Below are 25,154 nucleotides of genomic sequence, written 5' to 3' on the forward strand. Positions count from 1 at the left end.
CGCATGATTTCATCTCTCTTTCCTACATCTTCTCCTTTATTCTACAGGAAGTAACGATATCTGTAAAGGTTCTCCCAACAATCCGCCAACATTTCCCTCTTGGATCTTCTTTTGATTCTGCACATGTGCGATAAACCATTTATTGCGTTTTGTCAAAAGTTCTCCTTTTCGATAAGAAATCGGTGTATTTGTTTTATCTAAGAGGATCACAATTGTGGAAAACCCTTTTTGATCTGCCGAAAATGGGCAATAATGCAAAGTACCTTCAAACAACTCTATGACACTGCCTTTGGGTACATAAAATACTTCCAATGCCTCCTTATCAATACCAGGTGCCTGAAAGTCTTCCTTTCGTCCTAACGCTAAGACACAATCGGTAATGGCCATATTCACCTCAGATCCTATATGGTATTCCAGCCCCAGTAAGGTCGTATTATGTCCATGACAGATGCCTACTTCAATTGCCATTTCAGCAAAAATACGATGGGCGATTTCAGCTACACAAGCAAAAGGATGTAACGCCGCAATATCAGCAATATATGCATTCCCGCTAGTTGGTATCGGATACTGTTTTTCTGCTTCTTGTAACAAAGCATCCACATCCAAGTGGATGAGCTTTCCATAGCGTGAAAATGCTGCATCATTCACATTTTTGATACATACTTGTGGATTTCTTTTCTGTAATATTTCTTGTTTCATGTAAGTCATGCTTCCTTTCCGTTAAATTCTTTAACCACGTTTCTTTTCGATAAAACCAAGTAGCAATAAAAATTTTAAAAATACTGCTGCCTTCTACGATTGCAAACATCCATAGCATAGGGATATGCAGTACACGTGCGCACAGCGTTGATAAGAGTAAGGGTCCAAAGCAAGTAAATAAGCCATCAATACACAAGACGGAACGCGTATCTCCACCGGCTCGTAAAATATAATAAATGGTTTCTGAATAGCCTTGTGTCCAAGTAATACAAGCCTTGATCATTAAAAGCTGCATCGCCATATGCCGACTCTCTCCTTGTAACGAAAACAGAAAAGGTGCTATCGGACTGGTGCATAAGACCAAAGCACACCCAATGATATAAATGGATAAACCGATCCGTATCATCTTTTTGGCATCCAATTTGGCCTGCTTTAGCTTGCCTGCCCCTAAATCATTGCCAATGACGACACCCGTCACCGCACTGCAGCCGCTAAAGGCTACATAAATCATGCTAGCAATCGTATCAACTACGGTTAAGGCAGGTATATAGCGTTCATCTACAGCACAATAATTCATAAAGATAAAGGATAATCCTAATGACCAAATAAATTCATTGCAAACAAGTGGAATTGCCCGCTGGGCAATCTTGTATTTCTCCCTTAAAGAAAAACGAGTATAGGCAGTTAACAAATAAAATTCACTTTCTTTACGTAAAGCAACAGCACATAAGAAAAGTGCTTCTACAATGCGTGAACATAAGGTCGCAATACCGGCTCCTGCTACACCAAGGGATGGAAAACCAAAATGTCCAAAAATCAAGGCATAATTCAAGGCGATATTCAAAAGGAAGGATAGACAACCGGCATACATAGGAATACGCGGCTGGGCAATCACACGATAGCCAACGCCCAACATCTGTGCTAATGCATAAGGAAGATAAGAGAATACCACAATGCCATTATACACATTGCCCAATCTGATCAACACCTCATTTTTCACAAAAAGCGACATGATGAAGGAAGGAAATACAAGTAAAATAACCATAAAAATAATGGCTGTATATACGCACAAGCGCAAGCCAAAACGCAATGTGCGATTTTCATTTTCTTTCTGCAATGCCCCATGATATTGCGAGATAAACAGTCCTACACCATTGCTTAACCCAAAGATTACCAGGTTATAGATAAAGAAATATTTATTAGCTACACTGACAGCACTGATTGCATCTTCACTGAAAGCTCCTAACATGATCGTATCACTCATCGCTAATAAGTGTGCTAAAAGTTGTTGCAAGATGACCGGCAATGCCAGTCCCATAAAATAACGTAAAAAACTTCTCTGCTGCATGTCCACCTCCTTGAATACTCTCATTTATCCTAATATCAAGTATAAACGCTTAAACATGCGTGTATATTTGATGAAAAGCTTATAAGAAAAGAGGCAATCATCAAAGGACGTTTACCTCTATTCTGCTTTATGCTTGTTTCTCCCCTTCACAAATGGCAATTCCTGCACTTGCCCCCAATGCCGATGCGCCGGCATCAATCAATGCTTTTGCCTCTTCATATGTGTGAATACCGCCGGCTGCTTTGATACGTACCTCATCTTTTAAGATTTTCTTCATCAATAAAACATCTTCTAACTTAGCTCCGCCAAAGCTCTTACCAGTAGATGTTTTTAAAAAGGCTGGTTTTACGCGCAATGCAATCTCGCATACCTTCTTTTTCGCATCCTCATCCAACTTACACATTTCAACAATTGCTTTATCGCAAATGCCATGTTTTCGACAGAAAGCCGTAATGGTCTTCATTTCTTTTTCAATATAAGCATAATCTCTTGTTTCGATAGCATGCTGATTTAAGACATAATCAATTTCCTTAAAGCCTTTCTCCGCATATGCCTGGAAACGTTTCATTTTTTCATCTAATGATAAGACACCTTCAGGAAAATCAATTGCTCCTGCGATGATGATGCCGCTATCCTTTAAATAAGCAACGGCTTCATCATAAGTGTCAATCTGCGCAAAGATACAGCGGAAATGATACTTTTTTGCTTTCTCTAAATACTGTTCGTAAGTATCATTTGGATCATCAATGTAATCAATATACGTATGTATATTCATATGTAACCGCCTTTCTATGCATCTTGCATGCATATATTATCCTAAGAAACCAAAATAAACACCAACAACACCAAGAATCATCGTGCCGAGAATGAGCCACATTGGATTGACTTTCTTTTTCAACAGCCAATAATAGATCCAAGTAGCAGATAAGCCTAGCATACCAGGCATGATGCCATCCAAAATCGTTTGTACGGTCTGTACATCTTCTCCGGAAACATTTGCCCCAATCTTCAACGGAATCGTCGCATAGAACATGTCTTTGCTCATGGCACCGATTACCATGATACCAACAATACCGGAAGCAAACATCACTTTTTCCATCAAACCGCTTTTCTCAGCATTCGCCAAGAAAGAGAAGCCTAATTCATAACCTTTCACTGCTCCGATGAAACGTACTAAGAAGGCTGGAATATTATAAATCAAGAAATAAGCAATTGGTCCCATGATGTTGCCGGTAGATGCTAATGAAATACCAACGGCAACGGCAATGACACGGATACAACCTAAGAAGATAGAATCACCGATACCACTTAATGGTCCCATTAAAGCAGCTTTGACAGAATCAACAGCAGCTCCTTCCAATTCCCCTTTCGCAACACGCTCTTCCATAGATACGGCAATACCGCCAACAAAAGGCGCAAGCTGTGGCGTGATATTAAAGAATGCCACATGTCTTGTTAAAGCCTCTGCATAACCTTCAGGATCATCTGCATAAATCTTTTTTAACATTGGGTTGATCATTAAACAGAATGCCAAATGCATTTGGCGAGGATAGTTCCAGGAATATTCCATTCCTAAGGCACCGATATTGCATGCTGAATGCAACAGGTCCTTTTTGGTAATCAGTTTTTCATCCGTATTAGAAGTCGTCATCATCACTTACCTCCTCAGCATTACCAGCCATCACTGGCCGATCTTCCAAAAAGCCAAATTTCTCTACGGCAATGATGACCGCAATGATAGCGACACCAAGTACCGGAATGTTGGCATAAGATGCCAAAACAAAACCTAAGAAGAAGAAAGGAATCAGCTTCTTGTTAATGATCATACGCATCAGCATCGCAAATCCCATTGCAGGAAGAATACCGGCTGCCACGCCCATGCCATCTAGTACAAATTGTGGAATAAAGTCTAACAAAGCCTGTACTTTATCAGCACCAACATAGAAAGCACCAAAGACCAACAGGAATTTATAGATGGTAGCAAATGCTCCCATAAGCCACTGCGTAAACATGATTTTCTTATCATTACCAGCCGCTGCACCATCATCGGCTATTTTCAAACAAACAGGTGTAATGGCGGAAACTAAATTTCCGATGCCCAAGGAAATTACGGCAATTGGCATAGCTAAAGCAACAGCAGCGTCAACACCTTTTCCCATTGAAATGGCAAATGCCGTCGCTAAGACACCGCCGATATTAACATCTGGTGGAATATAGGCACCTACAGAAATTGCCCCCATAAACAACAGCTCTAAGCTTGCCCCAATTTCAACTCCTGTTTTTACATCCCCTAAAACTAAACCTACTAATGGTCCTAAAACGATTGGTCTAAAGGTATATAATGTACCGAATGCATAATCCAAAGAACCCCATGCAGCAATCAGACCAATTAAGATAGCTTGTACTACCATGATTATTTCCTCCTCATTTTACTTTAAAACGTGGGCGACATTAAGTTTATTATCATCTACAAGTGCTCTGATTTCACACTCTACGCCTCGTTCCATCAATTCTTTCAAAATCGCTTTCTCTTCTTCTTCAAGGAAAACCTGTTTGCTGACTTGTGTTGTTGTCTTGCTTTCCTTGGTGTTTCCTAAATTGATACTGGTAATCGATGGACAACCATCCACAAGCTGTTTTGCTTCTTTAATGGTCTGAACAACAATAATCAGTTTGTATTTATCCGTTACTCCACTGTTAATAGCCGCTATGGAATCGGCCATATTTTTAATTACCAATTTCACTCCGCTAGGTTTCCCCAGCTTTAATGTGGTCTTCCATACATCATCATGTACTACGGTATCACTTGCTACCAAAATACAATTTGCGCCAACACCATTGGTCCAGGAAAAAGCCACCTGACCATGCAGTAAGCGATGATCAACGCGTACTAATTTAATCATGTTACATCACCTTTCTAGAAGTCTTCTTCTTCTTTTGCTGCGCTACGCAGCATATCGTTACAGTACTTTACGCGTGTATCTTCACTGTTCACGATATCATGGATCATCTTTTCCGTATCCTCTTCAACACTGAGAAACAACTGCATCAATAATGGCAGATTCATGCCGGTTATCAAATGCATATGGTTGCGATTTCTCAGCTGTTTCATGAATTCGTTGTTGACACTGCCGCCAAACACATCGCTGCATACGATTACTTCATCTTCAGGCGGAATCGCTGCTAAGGTTTCCTCTACTAAAGATGTGATATCGTTATTGCCTTCCACAAACGCCTGTACGATATGTATATTGGGCTGTTCGCCAATGATGATCTGAATGCTCTCATAGATTCCTTTCGAAAAACCTCCGTGTGATGCAAGTACATAATGTTTCATTTGTCAATCTCCTTTATGTGTTCTTCAAATATTCGCATAGATGCTGCATCGGCTGTGAATGGCTCTTTGAAGTAACGCTGATTGACACATTCTACGGACAGGATGCCATGATATCCATACTTCATGAAATCCTGTAAATCACATCGCATGTCACGTTTTCCATCTCCCCATGCCAGATGTGTGATTTCTTCATTCACATCCACAAAGTGGCAATGGATAACTTTATCATGAAATGTTTCAAAATATGTTTGAATTGTATCGTTTGCTCTTGCCATTGCACCCATATCCAGACATATGTTTAATGCTGGTTCATCTACTTCATCAAGCAGTTGAGCAAGATCTTGGGCACTGTTTGCTAATACAGATTCATTTTCCTGCAAAGCTTCAATTGCCAGTTTCATGCCGTTTGCTTGCGCATATTGGGCAATGCGTTTCAGCATTGTCACACTGCGTTTCCAGGCTTCTTGTTTTGGCTCATCTAGAAATGCCCAGCCGCTTGTAACGACAACTTGTTGTGCCTGCAGTTCACATGCCACATCAACCGCATTACAGAAATAGTGATATACTCTATCCTGCATATCTTGTTCTCTTGCGGCCATATTATTAGGTTTAGGATTTGTCTGTTCCGGACAGATTCCGATAATTTTCAGATGATAGCGTTGTTCCAACTGTTTTAGTTTATCGATGGAATCATAACGCTCATGATCCATATAGAAATGTTGTGGCCCTGTCCAGAGTTCAACCTTTTTATAACCATTTGAAGCAGCACTGGCAAAGAATTCTTCCAGTGGATAGAAACGATGATGACAATTCATAGCCGCAAGTTCTAATTTGCTCATCCTAGTCTTCTCCTTCCAAGATAAGATGATAGGCTTCCAATAGATCATGTACCAGATACGTTGCTTTTGTTTGATCATAATGGAATCGTTCATCTTTTAATGCTGCTACTTTGATATCTGCACGTATAGCTGCTTCAATACCATACGTGGAATCTTCGATAATGATACAATGTTCCTTCGCTACTTTCAGCTGTTTCACCGTATGTAAATAGATGGCAGGATCTGGTTTGCTGAAAGGAAAATCCCTGCCGGTTACTACCAAATCAAAACTATTCGATAATTGACATTGCTGCATCATGGCATGAATTGCTGACATTGGTGATGAAGATGCAATCGCTGTTTTTATGCCCCTTTCGCGTAATCTTGGTAAGATATAACGCACATATGGATTCACAATATCCGCAAACACGACTTCCTCTTCACCCTGCATTATGGTTTCGTATAGCTGTTCCAGCTCTTTAGGATCGATCGCCTCCTTCCACCACGATGCCATCATCTGCCAGCTGGCTTCATTGCTGCTGCCGGCCAATTTTACGACTTCTTCATATGGCACATGAATGCCAAAACGTTCATAGAATGAAAGAACATGATGCATATAGATGGGTTCTGAATCAATCAGAACACCATCCATATCAAAGATTACGGCATCAATTTTTTCCATTGCTTCTAATATTCAAATTGACGGTAGTAACGGCGATAAGCAAGATTGTGTTTGGTATAAGTTTCATAATAGCTTGCCAGACGTTCTGTCACTAACGCGGTTAAGATCATTGGTGAAACAATCATACGGAATTCAGGATCTAAACCATCAATCGCATATTCTGCGGTATCGATGACAACCAGCTTATCCGTGAATTTCTTGGCAAACGCTTCTACACGGTTATCCAGCTTACGGCACTCATCTTCACCCTTGAACAAGAAGACCGGTACATCTTTATCTACCAATTCTAATGTTCCATGGAAGAAATCCGGACTGGATACTGCTCTTGTGCGTACCCATTGCATTTCTTCTAAGATACACATGGAGAATAATACGGTTTCTCCCCACAATGCGCCGCTGCCAACGAAGATGCTATATGGTTCTAAAGCATAGGCTTTTGCAATTTCATCGGCTTTTGCATCAAATTTTTCACGAATATCTACTAAGTCATGGAAGATATTTTTCGTTTGGGCAATAAAGGTTTCATATTTTGGGAATTCATTACGACGATTTAATAAGCGCAGTGCTAAGACGTCAAACATCAGATAGCTATATTCACACTGTCCGGTTGTTACAGGAGCAGTGATGATCGTAGTTGCAAGTTTTCCAAGTGGTGTTTCTGGTTTGGTGAAAGCAACAACTTCAATGCCTTCTTTCACGATCCATTCCACAGCTTCCACGATTTCTTTGGTATCACCGGAAGCACTGGCAGTAATAACAACAGAACCCTTCTTTAAACGCTTGTTGCCAAGGACGTTTAATTCTGCTGCATTGGCTAAATGCACTTCTACTTCTGAGTATTTATTCATGATGTACTGAATTGGCTCTAATTCATCATAAGTTCCACCCATTCCTAACAAGAAAATATTTTCATATCCCTTATCATGTACTTTATCCGCAACCGCTTCTACTTCTTTTAATTTCGCAACGACAGCATCGCCATCTTTCAGATAAGTTTCTACATTAAATTTCGGTAACATCACTTTTTCTTTTTCCATGTTTTTTTCTCCTTCGATTTCCTATCAGCTTTTCTTTCCCATCCAATTCTTTTTTTCATCATTTGTGCTATACTGGAAAGGAATGTTTTTCAAAGTGAGATCCAAGCTGAAGTAGTCGCAGTGTGCACCCTGTGGTTTATCAGCTAATCCACTTTACGTTTTTAATATACCAGTATTGTAATCTTTTTGCAAGCGTTTTCTTTTTACTTTTTCACCACAAGTGTAAATTATTGTCTATCAATATCGATAATTTTATGAAAATTTGTTTAATAAAAGCCTTTATTTATCGCATTTCTGATAATTATTAAAAAAAATCAAAAAAATACATATTTTTTGATAAAATTTATGAAATTCTATCGTTCCTGTGCTCATGAGGTTTCATGTATATACCAGTTTATACAGTTTTTATACCACTATAATAAATATCGTGCGAGTCCATCTATATTTCGATATACCACATATTCTAAACCATAGTATTTTGACACAAACAAAGTATAAATTTCTAATTATCTTTTTATATTTTCTTAAATGCTCGTAAAGCCTTATTCTATGTGCTTTCGAGTATTTTTACTGTAGGAAGATACTTCACGTTTCTTTGCATATTTCCTCATGTCTTAGCTGTCAGAAGTGGTAAATAAGTAGTAAATTCATTTGTACTACTAAGCAACAAGACGCTCCTGTTGCTTCTCTTTATTCAAGCGTTTCATTTCTGCCATTGCAGAATCGAATGTTGCATGTGCGTAATAGTTCAGCGTCATGGCTATATTAGCATGTCCCATAATGTACTGTAATGCCTTTGGATTCATTCCTGCATTTGCATAGTTGGTACAGAATGTATGTCGCAAACTATGTGGAGTGATGTGTGGCAATTTATCCTCGTTATACTTATTGTATTTCTTAACAAGACCTTTCATCATGCCGTTGTAATCACTTGCCACTTTTGGATAGTTCTTTCTATTAAGAAAGAGGAAATCACTATATCCATCAATCTCAACACGCTTATCATTCTTTCGATTCGCTAACACTCGCTTAAATGCTTGATAGGCTTCTTCAACCATAGGAACTTGACGTTCGCCACTTTTGGTCTTTGGTGTTTCAATGTAGTACCCAATTTCAGTATCTCTCAATAGCTGATGGTCTATATTGACAAGACGATTCTCAAAATCTAAATCTGGAAGTGTCAAACCACCAAACTCTGAAATACGAAGACCTGTTTTTAAGAGTATCAGAATTTCATCATAATTTTTGCTGTAGGTTTTATCAGCTTTTGCAAAGGCTAACAGTTTTTCTTCCTGTTCTTCTGTTAGTACGGTCTTAGGGACAGTATCATCATCAAGAACTGCTTTCAGTTGAAAGTCAAATGGATTCTTCCGAACACAATCATCTTGTATAGCAATATAGAATGAAGCCTTTAAAGAACGTTTGTAGTTATTGATGGTTTGATAAGCATAACCATTTTCACTCATTCTAATAGCCCATTCTTTAGCGTCTGATGGCTTAATACTGTCAATACTTCTTACACCTAACTTGTCTTTCTTCAAAATATCCATAAGATATTTGCGTCCAGTTTCAGTGTTTTTTCTAACCTTTGGTCTTTGAGCGTTCTGTTTTGCGTAAAGCTGGCAGAGTGTCATTTTCTTTCCTACAACATCAATACCATCATGAATGTCTTTCTGTAACTCTGCGATTTTCTCTCTAAGTGAGATACAATCACGCTTTCCTGCTGGTACTCGGTCTGTAGCCACAAGTTTCCACGAGTAAACAAATTGCGGTTCTCCAAATGAATCTATATATTTGTATAAGTATCTTCCGTCTTTTCGTTGGCTCTCTCCAGTCTTTAAGATTCGACCTTTATTGTCACGTCTTTTTTCTGACATGGCATTTGCTCCTTTCCTTTATGGAAAGAGCCTTGATACGACTTAATACTATTTTATCATATACAAGACCCTTTGGCGACGCTAGATTGCGTCCAATGTATCTATAATTTTTTCAAATTGTTTTCGTTTAATCTGAATACGATTGCCATTCATAATCAGCCAATTTGCATTTTTATTTTCCTCTGCCAAGCGTCGTAGCTTGTTTTCGCCAATACGAAAATATTTTGACGCTTCTTCAATGGTTAGGGTATAACGTTCCCAAATAGGAATGTCAGTCTGCTTCATAAAATCCTCCTTTCCAAATCACTTATTTGGATTTCATAAAAGTTGTTTTACCAGCAATCGAACAGCTTTAGCAAAGCTCACGGGAGTTCCACCCCTGCATGGTTCTCATGTAGCCATACTCATTGCCTGCGACGGTTTTATCACGCTCGGACTATTGACTGTATGGGAGTATCATTATCACGATAAGAATGTCGTTGCAGGCAATCCTGCTAAAGATTGCTTCTCGGATCACTAACATGAATCGCTCGCTATCTTTATAAGATAGGTCATGGCGGTTAGTTCCGTTGGCTCTTTTCTTATCGAAACGTATTCGATTACTTTTATTCAGTTTTCAAAGAACAATGGCTCGTTAGCCTATCAAAACACATTGAAAGCTCAATATGCTTTGGTGGAATAACAAACCTCCCTGTTCGGGAAGCGTGGAATGGTTTAGCACGCTTCCACGAAAGGAGAGAGGATATTACTTAATTTCAAATGACAAAATCTTTGTAATCAGTCTGGTTTCCATTCTTCCACGTAAGACTTCATCAACGACCATACTTTGATTGCCATATTCATCTTTCATAAGTCGTAGGGAACGCTTCGTTATGTACCCTCTGTAATGATGTAGAATCTGGTTAATCGCTTCGGTATCGCCATCTGTTGCCTTTACAATGAGAGGAAAGGGAATCATAGGATATTGTGTTTTCATTCTTCAAATTCCTCCATAAACTTTTTAATTAAGGCTAGTCCACTGGTTCTATGCCGATAGACAGTAGAACGGTTCAATTTCAACAGGTCTGCAATTTCTGAATCGCTCATGTCCATAAAGTAAAACAGCAGTAGAATTTCACGTTTCTTGTCTGGCAACTCACGTAATGCTTCACTCAACAAATCATTTTCAACGCCTACTGATAACCCATTGAGTGTAAAAATCTGAAAGTCAGTTGAATAGTTATCTGTTGTCGCAAACTGGCTAACAAGATAATCGCCAACATCCGAAAAGGACACCTCACGCTTTGCAATCCTTGAAAGATAAAGCATATAATTCTTTCGCTCGTCTTCCATAGCACGTTTACAGATATAGTCAAACTGATTTTCTATTGTGGTCTGAAAAGAAGATGGTTTCATGTTTCTCACCCCCTTTCTGTCTAGGAAAGGAAGTGAGCCTTGCTCGTTTATCTCCTTTCACTCTTAGTCCCAATGTGAAAGGGGGATTTGTTGCATTACTGATAAATAAACTTTGTAAAAAAGTTCTGAATAGCCAAAAAAGCATATAAACAGATTTATTTCTCTGTTTACATGCTTCTGTTATTCTATCTATATGATTTATAAAACCACATTGGTGGACGTACTTATCTATTGCAGATAGACGACTTTTTTTGACAAGAACCCAATGTAAGGAAATTTATTGTATATGATGTACTTCATGGCGACGTTGACCTCCAACAAACCGCCATTTGGAAGTAATATACAATATTTTAACAGCGTAAATAGCACTACCATATAACGGTTTTTTTTATTGGCGTTTAGTAGTGCTTTTTATTAAATATAAACCTATAAACCATATAACACGTTTTTCTATACCTGTTTTTAATTCAGTAGGAACAATAAAATGTATAGAGGTGGTCTACTATGCGTAAAAAAGAAGATAAATATGATTTTAGAGCCTTTGGTTTAGCCATTAAAGAAGCTCGATTGAAACGAGGTTTAACTCGTGAACAAGTGGGAGCATTGATTGAAATTGACCCACGGTACTTAACTAATATTGAAAATAAAGGGCAACACCCCAGCATACAAGTTCTTTATGACCTTGTATCGTTACTTCATGTTTCCGTTGATGAATTTTTCTTACCTGCTAATAACTTGGTAAAAAGCACCCGACGATTACAGATAGAGAAATACATGGATAGCTTTACAGACAAAGAACTATCCTTAATGGAATCTTTAGCCAGCGGTATCAACGAAGCAAGAAACATCGAAGACTAATTAAAAGAATCCATACATAACGGAAAGAGCCGATAAAATGAGATTGTATTAATCTCATTTTATCGGCTCTGCGTCTTTGCGTCTGGCTCTGTAATCACAGTTACTTTGAACTGCTTTATTTCAATTAAATTTTCTTGTCTGCATTTCGGACAATAGAGGGGGAATTTTTTTAATTCAGTATCTTCCCTTATCTTTAATCGTGTTTTATTTCCACATACAGGACACAATATCCACTTGTAGTTTATAATAACTATCTCCTCCTTTACACTTTAATTCAAATCTTTATTAAAAAATATTTCATCTTATTTAACAAGAAACCATATTTATATAACAACATAAAATACACTAAGTTATTTTATTGAACATATATCGTACTTTATCTATCCGACTATTTGGACGACGGGGCTGGCAAACAGGTTCACCGGTAGTAACATGGTACCCTTTTAACTCTGTTAAACAAACACTACGTCCATTTGTAAAGAAAGTTAAATCACTACGATATTCTTGAATACACCGAGCAGGGATTTCTCCACTAAGAATGACCTCATTATTTTTCAATTGAGTGTCTACGATGTTCGCACAATATTTAGGAGCATCGTTGTATGCTCGTGAAAGATATTCCTGTGGCGCATAAATTTTAAAACTAAGATATGGCTCTAACAATTCTGTTCCAGCTTTTTTTAAGACTTGTTCCAATACAATAGGAGCAAGCATCCGAAAATCTGCTGGAGTACTAACAGGGCTATAGTATAAACCGTACTTAAAACAGATTTTACAATCCGTCACATTCCAACCATATAATCCTTGTTCGCAACCATAGCGTATCCCTTCCATAACTGCATTTTGAAATGATTGATTTAAGTATCCAAGAGAAACCGAGCTCTCATACTGCATTCCACTTCCCAACGGAAGCGGTGATACAGATAAACCAATGGAAGCCCAGAAAGGATTTGGCGGCACTTCGATGTGAATGGTATATTCTGCATTTTTTAACGGTCTCTCCATATAAATGACTGTAGGCTCTTTTAGTTCTATCTCCACATGATACTTTTCTTGCAACAGTGCACTAATCACTTCCATTTGTACTTTCCCTAAGAAAGAAAGTATAATTTCATGTGTCGTAGAATCCACGTAATATCGTAGAAGCGGATCACTATCTGAGATTTCCAAAAGGGCATCAAGCAACATTTCTCTCTGTTCAGGTTTACTCGGTTCAACAGTTGTTTGTAGTAGAGGGTGCGGATTTTCAATCTTTTTTCTCTGTGGCAATAGTTTTGTATCTCCAAGAACACTATTTAACTTCAAAAACTCATTTTGCAAAATAACAATTTCTCCAGAATAAGCTCTATCAATCTTACATAATTCACCATTTATTGAAGTATACATTTCTGTAACTTTTATTTTTTCTTTTTCTGATACTCTAACCGAATCTCGTAAATGTAGTACTCCACTATAAAGGCGTATATATGCAAGACGTTGTCTTTTTTTTGTATATTCAATTTTGAAAACATTTCCGCAAAGTTCAGACGGACCTCGATGTGTTGATGAATAAAATTTATTAGTAATAACTTCTATAAGGTTATCAATCCCTATATTACTTTTTGCACTTCCATGATAAAGAGGGAACAGAGAACAATTCTGAAATCTTATGCTTTCCTCTTGTTCGAGTTCCAATGCTTCTAATGATTTACCGGACATATATTTCTCTAAAAGGTCATCGTTTCCCTCTATTACCGTATCCCATTGTTCAGATTCGGTAAAGTTCGTCACACACATATTAGGATACAGTTCTACCTTCTGTTTGATTACAATTTCGGCAGAAAGTTTCTCTTTAATATCCTGATAAACCGTTGATAAATCAATTCCATTTTGGTCAATCTTATTGATAAAAAAGATTGTGGGAATCCCCATTTTCCTAAGTGCATGAAATAATATACGAGTTTGTGCTTGTACGCCATCTTTTGCAGAAATCAGTAGAATTGCCCCATCTAAAACTGATAATGAACGATATACTTCTGCTAAGAAATCCATATGTCCTGGCGTGTCTATGATGTTCACCTTCGTATTTTCCCACTGAAAAGAGGTTATTCCTGTCTGAATTGTAATTCCTCTCTGACGTTCTAAAAGCGTATTATCCGTCCTCGTTGTACCTTTGTCCACGCTTCCTAATTCTGTAATCGCTCCACTGTTATATAATAAGCTTTCTGTTAAGGTAGTTTTTCCCGCATCAACATGAGCTAAAACTCCAATATTAATAATTTTCATGTGATTTTCCTCCATTCAAAAGCCCAAAAGGGCATAAAAATCCCAGTGATAAATACTCTTATCACTGGGATTTTTATGCATAACCATAGGCATACAAAGCATACAGATATTCTCCGGATACTTTAGAATCACATGATAAAGGTATTCTTAAACTGGGTACAAAAAACTAAGCCCTCCTAAAAAAGGACATCCAATTATTTGTTCCCACTATCAAATTGACAGTTTATTTAAGAATACCTTGCCGCATATTTATTAACTCCTTTTAAATAGATACTTAAATAATAGCACGTAAGAGCATATTTGTAAAGGAATCTCCAATTTTTTATCAAAGAGAGTACGTGATTACAAAATAGCTGTAATAATGTACCAATATTTGTTATTCTATAATCTTCCAATTACTCCCGTTCTTTTCAAGTACCAAATCAAATTGAGATACCTGCGTTGCTTTGGTCTGCTGGTCGATATACTCCACTGTCAGCGATACCGTGACTTGATTATCCTTACGATTGTGAATAGGATTTACCAGTTCTTGAAAGATGTACTCTTTTCCGATTGGTTTTAATATCCCGTCATTCACATAGTAGGAAAGTTCACTGGCTGTCGCTGTAGGATAGAGCTTGAAGAACGTCGTTAAAAACTCATTGATTTCATTGGTTGTAATGGAATCAACCGTCCCCTCACTTTCAATGGCTTTTGGTTTATAACTTGATTTCTTAGGTATGTTGGTAATGGTCGGATTCTTAACCAGTACCATATTTCCAGAACCATCTACATAGACACTCACAATATAAGCAGAGTGGACGGTCTTTGTATTTTCTCCCTCTGTAATGAGCTGGTCTACACTGTAGGTTACATTAAACTCATTGTCGCCAGTTGGCTCTACCGTCCATATCTGAAATCCTCTTACAGAAGACGATACAGGAATATCTTTGCGTACTGTATCAACATTGAGAGCTTGAAGTTCATCTGTCAGATAGCCTTTTAGACTTTCCATTCGATTATCAATGGACTTATCGGATTGCTCCCATGAATAGTAGACTTTCGCAAAGTTCTCTACAAAATTTTCTACATGATGAGTATCAACGTATTCCTTTTCTATGATAGTTGTTTCGTGAATAGTATGAGTATCTATAGCTGTAAAGTGCTTGAATATCGCAAAGCTGAAACTAAGCCCTAAAAGTACCCACAAGGCAATCACAACCTTTTTATGAGGATTGACCTTATAGACACGAGGTTTCTTTTCCTTTGGTATCTGTTTTTCTTTATTCTGATTTTTTCTAAATTTCATCATTAAATCTTCCTTTCTCATTGTTTGATTCGTCCTGCTCCCACTAAATGCTGTTGCCAGTAGGGGCTTGTTAAGTCGGCATAACCGATTGGGTCGCCTGCATGAAACATACGGTTATTGCCAAGGTATATCCCAACATGAGTAATATAAGAGCCAGCGTTATAGGTAGAATGAAAGAAAACCAAATCGCCAGCTTGTGCTTCCGATAGTGGGATATGCTGGGTCACATCATATTGCTGTTGTGCGGTTCGTGGTAAGTTAATTCCAGCTTTTCCATACGTCCATTGTGTCAGTCCGCTACAATCAAAAGAAGTAGTCGGGGAAGCTCCACCGTAAACGTATCGCCAGCCCTCATATTTCAGTGCTTCGTCCATGATGGCTTGTACCGTATCATCATCAAACTCTGTTGTGACAAGATACTGCGTTACCAGTTGCACATAAAACATATTGCCATAGTTGTATCGCCAGCCCCCATTGATAGGTATGGCTATGGGATTGGGGTAAGACACTTTTTCGCCACCTGAATACTCTTTTGAGAAACTTTGAGCCAGTTCAAAGGTATATTTATTTCCACGATTAGCCACATACCCTAAGAAACCACCACCATAATTGTAGGACTGGATAACCGATTCTAAATCTACACTGAGCCTTTCGCTACTGGCTAATAATTCACTGAAATACTTCACACCTTGCTTAATGGATTCTTCTGTACTCAATGAATTAGGTGGAAGACCGAGGGATTCCGAGGACTGCATAACATCTTCCGCAGTACCGCCCGATTCCACCTGTATAATCGCAAGAAGTATGTTGACATATTCTTCAACGCCATATTCTTTGGCATATTTTTCTACCATAGGCTTATGAGCCAGCACTTCTGCGGAAACATTCACACCTCCATAATGAATATTGGAAATTCCGCTGTCCTGTTCATCTGAAAATAAAATGGCAACAAACAGAAGCAGTGAGAAGACCATCAAGAATAATCCAGAACCACCAATCACTAAAGTTTTCAACTTCATGGTTTCTTACCGACTTTCTTAATGGTGGCGGTTTTGATTGGTGGTCTACTTCTTGTATTTTGTAGTGGTACTCTTTGAACAGTAGACGGACGTTCTTTTGTGATTGGACGTTGTGAAGTTCTATCTGCTGTAGTGGTTGAAGTTGCTGGCTTTTGAACGGTTTTTTCTTGAACGGTATTGCCTTGGCGTTCCACTTTTGGACTTGAAAAATCGGACTTAACTGCTGGACGCTCTTGTTTGGCTTGTTGAGATTCCTTATATGAAGTCTGAATATTAGACTGTTTTGAGGTCTGTTCATCATGATATTGTTCTTGTCTTGTAGTCGGTCTTTCATGAACAGAAGAAGCAGGCTGTTTTTTCTGTTTGACCTGTTCCATTTCAGAGCGACGCTTCGCAATGGTTTTTCGCCTTTGTTCCTGCTGTTCCTTGCGTCCACTGGCTCTGTCCGCTTTGGTTTGAGAAATACTACTGGTTAAATCACGGACATTCTCTTTTACTTTGGATTTTCCTTGATATACTGCATATCTTGCATTGGTCGGCAAATCTTTAACCTGTTCTTTCAAACCACTAGCAGTGTCTACCATTCTGTCTTTGGTATCAGCTACTGTACCGATGGTTTGACCGATACGTTTTCCAAGTGTTGATTTTTCCTTTCCGTCTGGTCGGGAGTGATCTGCTTGTGTCCTTGCAGAACTCCCCGAACCCGACTGTCCTTTTTTACCTGTAACAATGGCAGACCCAGCCCCTAGAGTAGTCATGGAACGTCCAAGTTTCCGCTGTAGACGGTGCATGTGAGCGTGCATAAGCATACGAGGTTTTCTCATCACACGACTTCCCACACTTTGAGAATCGTTACTCTGTAGAGAAAACATACTCATTAAATCGCCCAGCTTGAAGTAGATTCCTGCAAAGGTCACAATCTGTAGAAAAGCAATCAAAAAGAACGGATAACCAGCCGATAAGGTATAGAGCATGGTTGAAATACTAAATGCTGTCGTAATAATCAATGTGATTCCAGCTCGTGTCAAAATGGTATTAAAGAGCTTTGTTATGGCTCGTTTTGACATACCATCAAATGATGGAATCATGCTTAAAATAAAGCTCACAGGCAGAAACATAGCATAGATGATAAAAAGTACCTGCGAGAAAATCATGATTCCTGTTAATAGGAATACAAATATGGAAATCCCAATATTGAAGACAAATAGGAAGAAGACTGTACCTAAACGGTTAATGGTCTTTGTAATGGTTAGATTGGTATTGCTTCTGTCTTCAATTTCTTCCGCAACAATTTTTTCTCTGTCTTCGCCATTGTTGGAATCTGGGCTGGTGGAGAGCAGGCTTTCCACACGGTCAATACCGATACTTTCAATGTCTGAACTGTTGTATTGAAGCAGTAGCCACGGTTGCTGAACCTGTATGGAAAACAGGCTATCTCTGATTAAGTCCACGCTGTCCTTGCCTTGACTATCGGAATGGGGCATGACAATCTTCGTGCCAAGTGATAAACTGGCATTACTGATGTCTGATGAAAAGTCATTGATTTTTTTAATGTAGTCGGGAGCGTAGGCAATAAAGGAAGCCGATAGGATAAACACCAGCACAAAATTCATAATGGCATGAATTGCCTTTGTGGTTTCTCTCTTTATCAGTCCCGTATAGGCAACATAAACCCCAAGAACCAAAATCAAGAGTAAGAGGAATCCAACATAGAAACCCTCTGTTGAAAATCCGTTTGCACTCACACCAGCTAAGGTCTGCATATTCTTACCAATGGAATCTGCTGTAGCGGAAATGAAGTCTAAGGAATAGGCTTCCTGTACTAAGTAACCTGTCGCATTGGAAACATACAAACTGATTGTCCAAATAAAATTGGTAATGGCATATAGTCCATACATGACCTGTTTTCCAATCCCGTCCGACCAGTTCCACGGAAGCCAGCCCCAGCTATTATCCACATAAAAATCCAGTTGATAGTTTTCAAGTGGGTATCGGCTGTATTCATTTGCCACATTGACCGTATCATCTACCAAGCCCGCAGCTTGAACCACCGTTCCCAGCATGGCTAAAAGAAAAATGGCAATCACAAGTGTGAAAGCCACTGTCATTGCCACTTTACCTAGACGTTTCAGCGTCCAGTTTGATTTTATTCTGTTTACTATTGATGGTTTCACATTTACACCTCTTTTCGCACAGGTGGTCTGGTATCAAAGGCATGGAGCAGTTCTTCAAATACAGGGTGGAACTGTATCACACCGACACGACCATATAAATCACTGATAAGGCATTGCCCGTTTTCCAAATCACGCAATCGCTTCTGATTGTTTTCGTCCTCTGGGTCTACACCAAAAAAGGCTAAGGTCTTTTTAATCTCGTTAAGGTCAGTGGAACGAAATGCAAATTTTAAGCCGAGGTTATTTTTCAGTTTTTCATCTAAGAGGTCGTCTGTATTTTGGGTCACGAAATATACCCCAGCGTTCATAGCACGACCAGCCCGAACCAGCTTCATAGATAGTGTTTTTCCTTGTGCTACCTGTAAAAAGCTCCATGCTTCGTCTAAATCTACAATCTTGAAAATGCTTCGGTCTGTATGGATAAAGTCTAAAGCAAAGGTACTAATGACAATCAGCATAGCAACGGATAAAAGCTCCATAGTGGTATATTCCTCAAAGGAAGTTTCCTTGTCGGGAAGTACCAAGTCCGCAACCTGTATAATGTTCAGTTGTTTTTCTAAGCTGATAGACTGCTCCACATAACCATTACTGAATAATAAATGTGCAAAGTCATAGTCTGTAAAACTTTCGATATGGTCGGCTATACTGGTACTTAGTGGCGTATTCTCAACCCGTAATTCCTCAATCACTTTCATCAACCCTCGTACTTCACTATTGGTTACTGCACGAATGGCTTTTCTAAGGATTGGGAAGCGTTCCCCATCACGAGAGGAAATCCCCGTAAGGAATGTCAGAATATCAATAGCCAGTGATTCAGAATCTTTGGGATTTTTCATAATCACATAAGGGTCAAGTAAGCCTTTGTTTTTCTCATCAGAAGTCAGAGTGACGATATTGATTTCATGGGAAATCTCTGGCAAGGTTTCTTTCCATCTGCCACGTTCTGCTTTTGGGTCTACAATCACTGCTTGTGCCCCATAAAGCACCGCATAATAGACGATAAGGTTATTCGCAAAGGATTTACCACCACCCAGCGAACCAACAAAAGCCGACGCTAACGCATTGGTTACTGAACCCTTAACCCCTTGACTGGCAAGAGCAGGTTTCAGATAGACATTGCGTCCAGTATCTAAGCTGTAGCCAACATAAATCCCCTCATTTTCCCCCAGCATTTGAGTAGCACCAAAACCTAAACCAGCGAGGAAATCAGAGGTCACGTATTGAATATAATCATTCATATAACGCTTGCTGGCAGGTAAAAATTCTTCATGTAAGCCGAGCATATCCCCAAATGGTCGTACCAGTTTTACGCTTAAATCGTCATAAAAATCTTTCACTTCATTACAACGACGTTTGAGTTCGTCAAGATCATTTGCTGATACCCTTACCACATAAGACAGCTTGTACATAGATTCCTTGCTTTGGTCTAAATTGGTTTCCAGCTCATTCACACTTTCCAGAGCTTCCGCCACATTGGAGCTGGTTTCATTATCACTTTGCCAAGCGTGGTTATCCAAGTCTTTCAGTTCTTTCTTTTTATTGCGGACAGTAGATAGGGCTTTACGATTCGCTACAATTTCCACATTCATTGACGTATCAATCGGGAATGTAAATTGCTGTTGCTGGTAGTAGAAGATTTCAGAGGACGGGAAGTCCAGTTCTCCGACAATGCTGTTAATGGTAAAGTAAGCTACATAGACGGTTTCATCTTCCTGCTGGATTTTCAAATATCGCTGTTTTTCTTCCACCAAACAGCGAGTAGGCTTAATCAAGTCATAGTATTTAATCAGCGTTTCATTATCCAGCTTTTTCTTTGATAGATGGTACTCATACTCTTCATAGGCAGTGCCTGTCTGTCCGTAAAGGTGTTCAATCAGATAGCCGAAGTCGTCCTTATCTAACCTGCGGATTTTGAAACGACGAGAGATTTTATTTTCTAAGAGCTTTTCCATCTTCTGAAAACGCAGGATTTCATCATTACTCATACTAACAAAATCGCCCATCAGCTTATGGTTCACATCATAGACAAAATCAGACAAAGCATTTTTTGCTTCAACGGTAAGACTTTTCATAGAAAACTCCTGATCGTTGAGAAGCAACTTAAAGCCGATAAAGAAACGGTAGTTCACTTGATTTTCGCCAATCATGGATATTAAAGCGTCTGTCTGTTGGTCGATTTTGTCATAGGCAACCGCTTTGAGCTTGCCAGTGACTTCATTTTTGGAACGCTCTTGTGCAGAACGTATGCTGGATTCTGTACTGATTTGTAAAGCATGAATTTTGCCATCACGATTTTGTGCGATAAGCTGTCTGAAAGAATCATGCACTTGTATTTTCTGTTCTGGACTTAGAAATGAGTAATTGTAAGGAACAAGCTCATAGTAAGCATAACATTCCCCGTCTTTATTCCAGACGAGATTGTTTTCAATGTATTTAATTGGATATGCCATAAAATTCACTCCTAACTGCTGTAATGGCTTCTTGTGGCTGGTTTCTGCCAAGCGTTACTTTTTTTCCTGCATAGGTCAGCTTTGGTCGCAGTGCATAAGCAATGACAGACTTCAAAAATCCATAAGGCTTTTTACCATCAAAAGTTTTTGTAGACATAAACCATGTGAAAGCCACAGGAATCCCAAAGTATTTGAGAAATGCTCCCTCTATCATGGAAAGAGGGGGCAAGTTGCCAAGTATCATCACTGCAAAGAGTGACACGACAAACCATGTCATTTGCGTAAAGGTTATGGGAAACGGAAGTCTAAAATCATTGATAGAATACAGTACCTTTTCCACAGACCAGATACTGGTATAGCTTCGTATTTTCTTCATGTAATCAATCCTTTCATAAAAAATAGGGGTAGCTGATTGAGCCACCCCGTAAAATAGAAAATCTGCCAGTAGTAATGTACCGACAGATTTAATAGACGATTTCAAAAATCCCATGATTGGTTGAGATAAACGTTCCTGAAAGGTCTAAATCCCGACCATAGGCTTGATAATCAATATAGTTTTGAAGACTAGCTGGTACTTCGCCTAAAGCACCCGTTTCTTCAATGTAGTAGCGTGCCACGTCATACATATCATCACAATCGGAATGAATGATAATATCCTCTTGATGTTCGCTTAGTTCTTCAATGCTTGAAAAATGAGTGAGCAGAGCAGATAGCTCCGATTGTAATTCTTCGGGTAATTCCGATACCATTTCCCATAGTCGATTGAGTTCGCCAATGGAAGTGTATTCGTCAACCGTAAAGGGTAACTCGTAGTCATGAATGGCGTATTCCTCATATTCATCATTCAAGCCGATTTTCTCTTTGACTTCCTCAAAGTCAATGGGAAAGGTAAACCACGCACCGACCAATTCGCCCTCATTGTATTTGCCTAAATTCGCAATATAGACTTGCATATCGTCCATATATTCACGTCCTTTCTTTGTAGAGATTCAAAAATCCCTACCGCACTTCGTTTGGTGTACCATTCCTTTGCGGAACATAAGAAAACCACTTATATTCCACAAAAGAACGGTTTTATTTAAGCACCAATAATGCGATTGAATAGCTCTAGTAAAATGTCTTTTACTCCAGCAGCGTTGAAGACTAAGCCAACCGCAATAATCGCAATAATTAAAAAGCCAATCAGTTTGCTAAACTCACGCTTGAAGCCAAGATACAAGCCAATCACAACGATTGCTAAAAGCACCAGTGATTGAGCGTTTGATAGAAACCAGTTATATATGGATAGGTAAGTTCCTGATATTATAAATATCTCAAACTTTTCCCCCCATTCACACGGAGCGTGCGACTTTCACCGCACTCCGCGTTCCATCGTGTTTATATTGAAAAGTATTTATGTAGTAGACCTATATCAAGTTTAATTCTTGATTGCCAGCTAATACTCTATATTTATTTAGTCTTATGAGCTGGACTTTATTTAGTTTCAATAGAGCTATATATTTTTGTATTGTTTCTTCTGTTTTTGCGTGTATTAGACGATGTACCGCCTCTTTTACCAAAATAAGATTTTTATAATCGTCATTACCACCAGCCCTAGTTGGTACAATATGATGACAGTGTATTTCATTAGCTTGTTGAAATTCTTCCAGAGTTATAGCACATTTTCCATGTTGGGCAGAAAATAGCGAAATTCGATTGTCTGCGTATTCTATTGTGCGATTTTCCAAAGATAATTTCATCAACTGATACATCAGTAATTTATCAACACTTAGATTGGTATGGATAAATTTTCTTCCCTCTGGAGTATAGCAGTTTGCTGAATACACTTTTGCCATTGGTTTTCTGTGTTGGATATATCCAACAGGGAATATAGGTTCGCCCTCGCCAGCAACATATCGAAGCATTTTAGATTTACCATATCTTGTTGCTTCTTTTGTTGTAAGTTGTCTGCCTGTTTTTCTCAATCTGCCCTTTTTGCTTGCACCTAATCTGTTAGTGAAGATAGCCATTACAGCTCTATTAAGTTTCATACAATCCAGATTTACATTTGTTGCAATCTGATAATAATTTTGCATACCTAATACCATTGAATTATAAAGTCTTATTTCCTCTAATTCTGTTTTTCCCTTTGAGGGAGAAGCAATTTTCTTTGCCTGTGATACCAGCTTGTCTTTTTGGGTCTTGAATTGTTTATCACTTATATGTGATTTAACAACTAACTTCTTTCTTCTCGGTATCATTTTAATCTTGAAACCAAGAAAGTCGGAGTATCTTTTTCTAACATTTACAATTCTTGTTTTTTCTTGTGATACTTCCAATTTTAGTCGTTGCTCGATCCATTGAGTAATTGCTATTTTGGTTTTTTCAGCACTTTCTTTGTAGCGACAGAAAACTCTAAAATCATCTGCATAACGAACCATATACATTTCCTTTAACTTTGTTTTCTTCATTTCTTTGTAAGCGTTGCTTTTACATGGGCTACCGCTTTTATTGATATGAACCACATAGTTTTTTGTAACAGGATTTTCATGCCATTGACTTTCTACCCAATGGTCTAACTCATTAAGAACAATGTTGGCTAGTAGTGGGGATATAATTCCCCCCTGTGGAGTTCCTTTCTCTGGATATGTTATTGTGCCGTCAGGCATTTTAATTGGAGCTTTTAATATCCTTTTTAAAATGAATATCAAGTGCTTGTCCCGTATTCCCATAGCCCATATCTGTTTTATCAGTTTGGAATGGTTCACGTTGTCAAAGAAACCCTTAATATCAAATTCAATCACATAATGTAGCTGGCTGATTTGTAGGCGGTTATAGGTTGCTTTTATTGCATTTTCAACCGACCTATTAGGTCTGAAACCGTAGCTGTTTTCACTAAATTTAGCTTCGCAGATTGGTTCTAATACTTGTTTGATACATTGTTGTATAAGCCTGTCCCACATACAAGGAATGCCTAGAGGTCTGGTTTTCCCATTTGGTTTTGGTATTTCTTTTCGCCTTACTGGCTTAGGTCGATACCCGTGCGGAGTGCCTGCGACAATATATCTTACCTTTTTGACAACTGTTTCTGCTGGCAATTTGCCAATATCTTTAATTATTGTACCGTCTGTTCCTGCTGTCTTACTGCCTGCATTTGCTTTGATATTTCGATATGCCAGTAATATATTTTCTCTCGATAGGATAATATCCATAAGATGAGTGAAAATATCTCCATTCTTACTTTTGGCATATAAATCATCAAAGGTGTTTTGCATTTCGTAATATTCAGCGTGTCTTAAATCTTCTACACACAATGTTTCATTTTTATTTTTAGGCATAAGGCTTCACTCCTTTGCTTGAAATTGAGTGAGCTTTTTTATCTTACTCGTAATCCTTATTAAAGCAACATAATACTTTTCTAATATATACACGACTTGAGGGTATTCCTCCATTCCCATTACAAGAATTTCTTAGGTTCGCCCTCTGCTTTTCAGCATTGGTTCAACTGCTTATTGTTCTTCGTCAGCTTATTCTCTTGATGAGAACCCAATACCTTTCCTCGTTCCGATAATCTTATCTATACATATATATCCTTAGGTCACTAGCTATAAGCCTGCTGGCTTGATACCGCCTGTAACGGTATATGGCATTTCATAACCTATATTCTTACTTTGCCACACCAGCTACGATTTCTCGTACCTTTGCATTTCTACAAAGTACAAATTTAGACCCGTACATTCGCTGTTTCGTCAGTCCCTTGTGGAACATTCTAACCATAGATATTTTATAGACCCCCGACCTGTTGGATACGCTACCCACCTCTGGATAGTTTTCGATAGAAGATATATGTTCATCAACTATTACGGTATCTTTCAGCCGTCTTTACCGAGCTTCAAACATTCTGAGTTTCCTCATTCAATGCTTGTCG

24 protein-coding genes and 1 pseudogene are annotated in these 25,154 nt (G+C 38.6%); 1 reads left to right on the forward strand and 24 read right to left on the reverse strand.

Translation table 11 applies throughout. The annotated features are described in order from the left end of the window. Positions 1-36: 36 nt before the first annotated feature. The 14 genes from KJS44_RS09375 to KJS44_RS09440 all read right to left on the reverse strand — a co-directional run bounded on the left by KJS44_RS09375 (position 37) and on the right by KJS44_RS09440 (position 11,193). Entirely contained in the window at positions 37-699 is a 663-nt protein-coding gene (locus tag KJS44_RS09375; RefSeq protein ID WP_008687642.1) for a DUF4867 family protein, read from the reverse strand. Then, entirely contained in the window at positions 641-2,047 is a 1,407-nt protein-coding gene (locus tag KJS44_RS09380) for an MATE family efflux transporter (protein ID WP_008687641.1), read from the reverse strand. The genes KJS44_RS09375 and KJS44_RS09380 overlap by 59 nt, the downstream gene beginning before the upstream one ends. A gap of 127 nt (positions 2,048-2,174) precedes the next feature. Continuing rightward, entirely contained in the window at positions 2,175-2,822 is a 648-nt protein-coding gene (gene deoC / locus KJS44_RS09385) for a deoxyribose-phosphate aldolase (protein WP_008687638.1), read from the reverse strand. A 36-nt stretch (positions 2,823-2,858) separates the two neighbouring features. Further along, the gene (locus tag KJS44_RS09390) at positions 2,859-3,698 is read right to left on the reverse strand and encodes a PTS system mannose/fructose/sorbose family transporter subunit IID (protein ID WP_008687637.1); all 840 of its coding nucleotides are present in this window, start codon (positions 3,696-3,698) and stop codon (positions 2,859-2,861) included. Further along, on the reverse strand, positions 3,685-4,458 hold the full coding sequence (locus tag KJS44_RS09395) for a PTS mannose/fructose/sorbose/N-acetylgalactosamine transporter subunit IIC (RefSeq protein ID WP_008687636.1): 774 nt from the start codon (positions 4,456-4,458) through the stop codon (positions 3,685-3,687). The genes KJS44_RS09390 and KJS44_RS09395 overlap by 14 nt, the downstream gene beginning before the upstream one ends. An 18-nt stretch (positions 4,459-4,476) precedes the next feature. Further along, positions 4,477-4,950, reverse strand: a complete 474-nt coding sequence (locus KJS44_RS09400; RefSeq protein WP_008687635.1) for a PTS sugar transporter subunit IIB — start codon at positions 4,948-4,950, stop codon at positions 4,477-4,479. Between the two features lie 14 nt (positions 4,951-4,964). After that, on the reverse strand, positions 4,965-5,384 hold the full coding sequence (locus KJS44_RS09405) for a PTS sugar transporter subunit IIA (protein WP_008687634.1): 420 nt from the start codon (positions 5,382-5,384) through the stop codon (positions 4,965-4,967). Beyond that, a complete protein-coding gene (locus tag KJS44_RS09410; RefSeq protein ID WP_008687633.1) occupies positions 5,381-6,223 on the reverse strand; it encodes a sugar phosphate isomerase/epimerase family protein in 843 nt (280 codons plus the stop codon). The genes KJS44_RS09405 and KJS44_RS09410 overlap by 4 nt, the downstream gene beginning before the upstream one ends. Position 6,224: 1 nt before the next feature. Then, positions 6,225-6,884, reverse strand: coding sequence for an HAD family hydrolase (locus KJS44_RS09415; RefSeq protein WP_008687632.1), 660 nt, complete (start codon positions 6,882-6,884; stop codon positions 6,225-6,227). A gap of 5 nt (positions 6,885-6,889) precedes the next feature. Then, entirely contained in the window at positions 6,890-7,921 is a 1,032-nt protein-coding gene (locus KJS44_RS09420) for an SIS domain-containing protein (RefSeq protein WP_008687631.1), read from the reverse strand. A 659-nt stretch (positions 7,922-8,580) separates the two neighbouring features. Further along, complete coding sequence (locus KJS44_RS09425) at positions 8,581-9,798, reverse strand: tyrosine-type recombinase/integrase (RefSeq protein ID WP_001291561.1); 1,218 nt, start codon at positions 9,796-9,798, stop codon at positions 8,581-8,583. Positions 9,799-9,879: 81 nt separating this feature from the next. Continuing rightward, positions 9,880-10,083: an excisionase gene (locus tag KJS44_RS09430; RefSeq protein ID WP_000814511.1), complete on the reverse strand. Its 204-nt coding sequence runs from the start codon at positions 10,081-10,083 to the stop codon at positions 9,880-9,882. A gap of 460 nt (positions 10,084-10,543) precedes the next feature. Then, a complete protein-coding gene (locus KJS44_RS09435) occupies positions 10,544-10,774 on the reverse strand; it encodes a helix-turn-helix domain-containing protein (RefSeq protein ID WP_000857133.1) in 231 nt (76 codons plus the stop codon). After that, complete coding sequence (locus KJS44_RS09440; RefSeq protein ID WP_000804885.1) at positions 10,771-11,193, reverse strand: sigma-70 family RNA polymerase sigma factor; 423 nt, start codon at positions 11,191-11,193, stop codon at positions 10,771-10,773. Before KJS44_RS09440 ends, KJS44_RS09435 begins: the two co-directional genes overlap by 4 nt. Before the next feature lie 504 nt (positions 11,194-11,697). On the opposite strand from KJS44_RS09440, the gene KJS44_RS09445 reads away from it, so the two are divergent. Then, complete coding sequence (locus KJS44_RS09445; RefSeq protein ID WP_001227347.1) at positions 11,698-12,051, forward strand: helix-turn-helix transcriptional regulator; 354 nt, start codon at positions 11,698-11,700, stop codon at positions 12,049-12,051. 59 nt (positions 12,052-12,110) lie between these two features. Here the strand turns inward: KJS44_RS09445 and KJS44_RS09450 are convergent, their stop codons facing one another. The 10 genes and pseudogenes from KJS44_RS09450 to ltrA all read right to left on the reverse strand — a co-directional run bounded on the left by KJS44_RS09450 (position 12,111) and on the right by ltrA (position 24,564). Beyond that, positions 12,111-12,278 carry a cysteine-rich KTR domain-containing protein gene (locus KJS44_RS09450; RefSeq protein WP_000336323.1) on the reverse strand — a complete coding sequence of 56 codons (168 nt, stop codon included), beginning with the start codon at positions 12,276-12,278 and terminating at the stop codon, positions 12,111-12,113. A gap of 118 nt (positions 12,279-12,396) precedes the next feature. After that, positions 12,397-14,316: a tetracycline resistance ribosomal protection protein Tet(M) gene (gene tet(M), locus KJS44_RS09455; protein ID WP_000691736.1), complete on the reverse strand. Its 1,920-nt coding sequence runs from the start codon at positions 14,314-14,316 to the stop codon at positions 12,397-12,399. Positions 14,317-14,331: 15 nt separating this feature from the next. Beyond that, positions 14,332-14,379, reverse strand: a pseudogene (locus tag KJS44_RS14755) (hypothetical protein); the annotation flags it as partial. A 313-nt stretch (positions 14,380-14,692) separates the two neighbouring features. Then, entirely contained in the window at positions 14,693-15,604 is a 912-nt protein-coding gene (locus KJS44_RS09465) for a conjugal transfer protein (RefSeq protein WP_001828745.1), read from the reverse strand. Between the two features lie 17 nt (positions 15,605-15,621). After that, the gene (locus tag KJS44_RS09470; protein ID WP_001842741.1) at positions 15,622-16,617 is read right to left on the reverse strand and encodes a bifunctional lytic transglycosylase/C40 family peptidase; all 996 of its coding nucleotides are present in this window, start codon (positions 16,615-16,617) and stop codon (positions 15,622-15,624) included. A 2-nt stretch (positions 16,618-16,619) separates the two neighbouring features. Further along, positions 16,620-18,797: a CD3337/EF1877 family mobilome membrane protein gene (locus KJS44_RS09475; protein WP_000804748.1), complete on the reverse strand. Its 2,178-nt coding sequence runs from the start codon at positions 18,795-18,797 to the stop codon at positions 16,620-16,622. Positions 18,798-18,799: 2 nt separating this feature from the next. Continuing rightward, positions 18,800-21,247, reverse strand: a complete 2,448-nt coding sequence (gene tcpF, locus KJS44_RS09480) for a conjugal transfer ATPase TcpF (protein WP_000331160.1) — start codon at positions 21,245-21,247, stop codon at positions 18,800-18,802. Then, a complete protein-coding gene (locus KJS44_RS09485; RefSeq protein WP_000723888.1) occupies positions 21,231-21,623 on the reverse strand; it encodes a conjugal transfer protein in 393 nt (130 codons plus the stop codon). The genes tcpF and KJS44_RS09485 overlap by 17 nt, the downstream gene beginning before the upstream one ends. An 88-nt stretch (positions 21,624-21,711) precedes the next feature. Continuing rightward, the gene (locus tag KJS44_RS09490; protein ID WP_000342539.1) at positions 21,712-22,209 is read right to left on the reverse strand and encodes an antirestriction protein ArdA; all 498 of its coding nucleotides are present in this window, start codon (positions 22,207-22,209) and stop codon (positions 21,712-21,714) included. 444 nt (positions 22,210-22,653) lie between these two features. Beyond that, on the reverse strand, positions 22,654-24,564 hold the full coding sequence (ltrA, locus tag KJS44_RS09500; RefSeq protein ID WP_003436850.1) for a group II intron reverse transcriptase/maturase: 1,911 nt from the start codon (positions 24,562-24,564) through the stop codon (positions 22,654-22,656). Positions 24,565-25,154 lie beyond the last annotated feature (590 nt).

This window comes from Longicatena caecimuris (assembly GCF_018406465.1).
Taxonomy (GTDB): domain Bacteria; phylum Bacillota_I; class Bacilli_A; order Erysipelotrichales; family Erysipelotrichaceae; genus Longicatena; species Longicatena caecimuris.

Excerpts from the sequence above, each read along its gene's own strand:
- KJS44_RS09405 (WP_008687634.1), bottom strand. The coding sequence starts at position 5,384 with ATGAAACATTATGTACTTGCATCACACGGAGGTTTTTCGAAAGGAATC.
- KJS44_RS09380 (WP_008687641.1), bottom strand. The coding sequence starts at position 2,047 with ATGCAGCAGAGAAGTTTTTTACGTTATTTTATGGGACTGGCATTGCCG.
- tcpF (WP_000331160.1), bottom strand. The coding sequence starts at position 21,247 with ATGGCATATCCAATTAAATACATTGAAAACAATCTCGTCTGGAATAAA.
- KJS44_RS09440 (WP_000804885.1), bottom strand. The coding sequence starts at position 11,193 with ATGAAACCATCTTCTTTTCAGACCACAATAGAAAATCAGTTTGACTAT.
- KJS44_RS09430 (WP_000814511.1), bottom strand. The coding sequence starts at position 10,083 with ATGAAGCAGACTGACATTCCTATTTGGGAACGTTATACCCTAACCATT.
- KJS44_RS09410 (WP_008687633.1), bottom strand. The coding sequence starts at position 6,223 with ATGAGCAAATTAGAACTTGCGGCTATGAATTGTCATCATCGTTTCTAT.
- KJS44_RS09375 (WP_008687642.1), bottom strand. The coding sequence starts at position 699 with ATGAAACAAGAAATATTACAGAAAAGAAATCCACAAGTATGTATCAAA.
- KJS44_RS09435 (WP_000857133.1), bottom strand. The coding sequence starts at position 10,774 with ATGAAAACACAATATCCTATGATTCCCTTTCCTCTCATTGTAAAGGCA.
- KJS44_RS09400 (WP_008687635.1), bottom strand. The coding sequence starts at position 4,950 with ATGATTAAATTAGTACGCGTTGATCATCGCTTACTGCATGGTCAGGTG.
- KJS44_RS09420 (WP_008687631.1), bottom strand. The coding sequence starts at position 7,921 with ATGGAAAAAGAAAAAGTGATGTTACCGAAATTTAATGTAGAAACTTAT.
- KJS44_RS09395 (WP_008687636.1), bottom strand. The coding sequence starts at position 4,458 with ATGGTAGTACAAGCTATCTTAATTGGTCTGATTGCTGCATGGGGTTCT.
- ltrA (WP_003436850.1), bottom strand. The coding sequence starts at position 24,564 with ATGCCTAAAAATAAAAATGAAACATTGTGTGTAGAAGATTTAAGACAC.
- KJS44_RS09415 (WP_008687632.1), bottom strand. The coding sequence starts at position 6,884 with ATGGAAAAAATTGATGCCGTAATCTTTGATATGGATGGTGTTCTGATT.
- KJS44_RS09390 (WP_008687637.1), bottom strand. The coding sequence starts at position 3,698 with ATGACGACTTCTAATACGGATGAAAAACTGATTACCAAAAAGGACCTG.
- KJS44_RS09485 (WP_000723888.1), bottom strand. The coding sequence starts at position 21,623 with ATGAAGAAAATACGAAGCTATACCAGTATCTGGTCTGTGGAAAAGGTA.
- KJS44_RS09465 (WP_001828745.1), bottom strand. The coding sequence starts at position 15,604 with ATGAAATTTAGAAAAAATCAGAATAAAGAAAAACAGATACCAAAGGAA.
- KJS44_RS09425 (WP_001291561.1), bottom strand. The coding sequence starts at position 9,798 with ATGTCAGAAAAAAGACGTGACAATAAAGGTCGAATCTTAAAGACTGGA.
- KJS44_RS09490 (WP_000342539.1), bottom strand. The coding sequence starts at position 22,209 with ATGGACGATATGCAAGTCTATATTGCGAATTTAGGCAAATACAATGAG.
- KJS44_RS09445 (WP_001227347.1), top strand. The coding sequence starts at position 11,698 with ATGCGTAAAAAAGAAGATAAATATGATTTTAGAGCCTTTGGTTTAGCC.
- deoC (WP_008687638.1), bottom strand. The coding sequence starts at position 2,822 with ATGAATATACATACGTATATTGATTACATTGATGATCCAAATGATACT.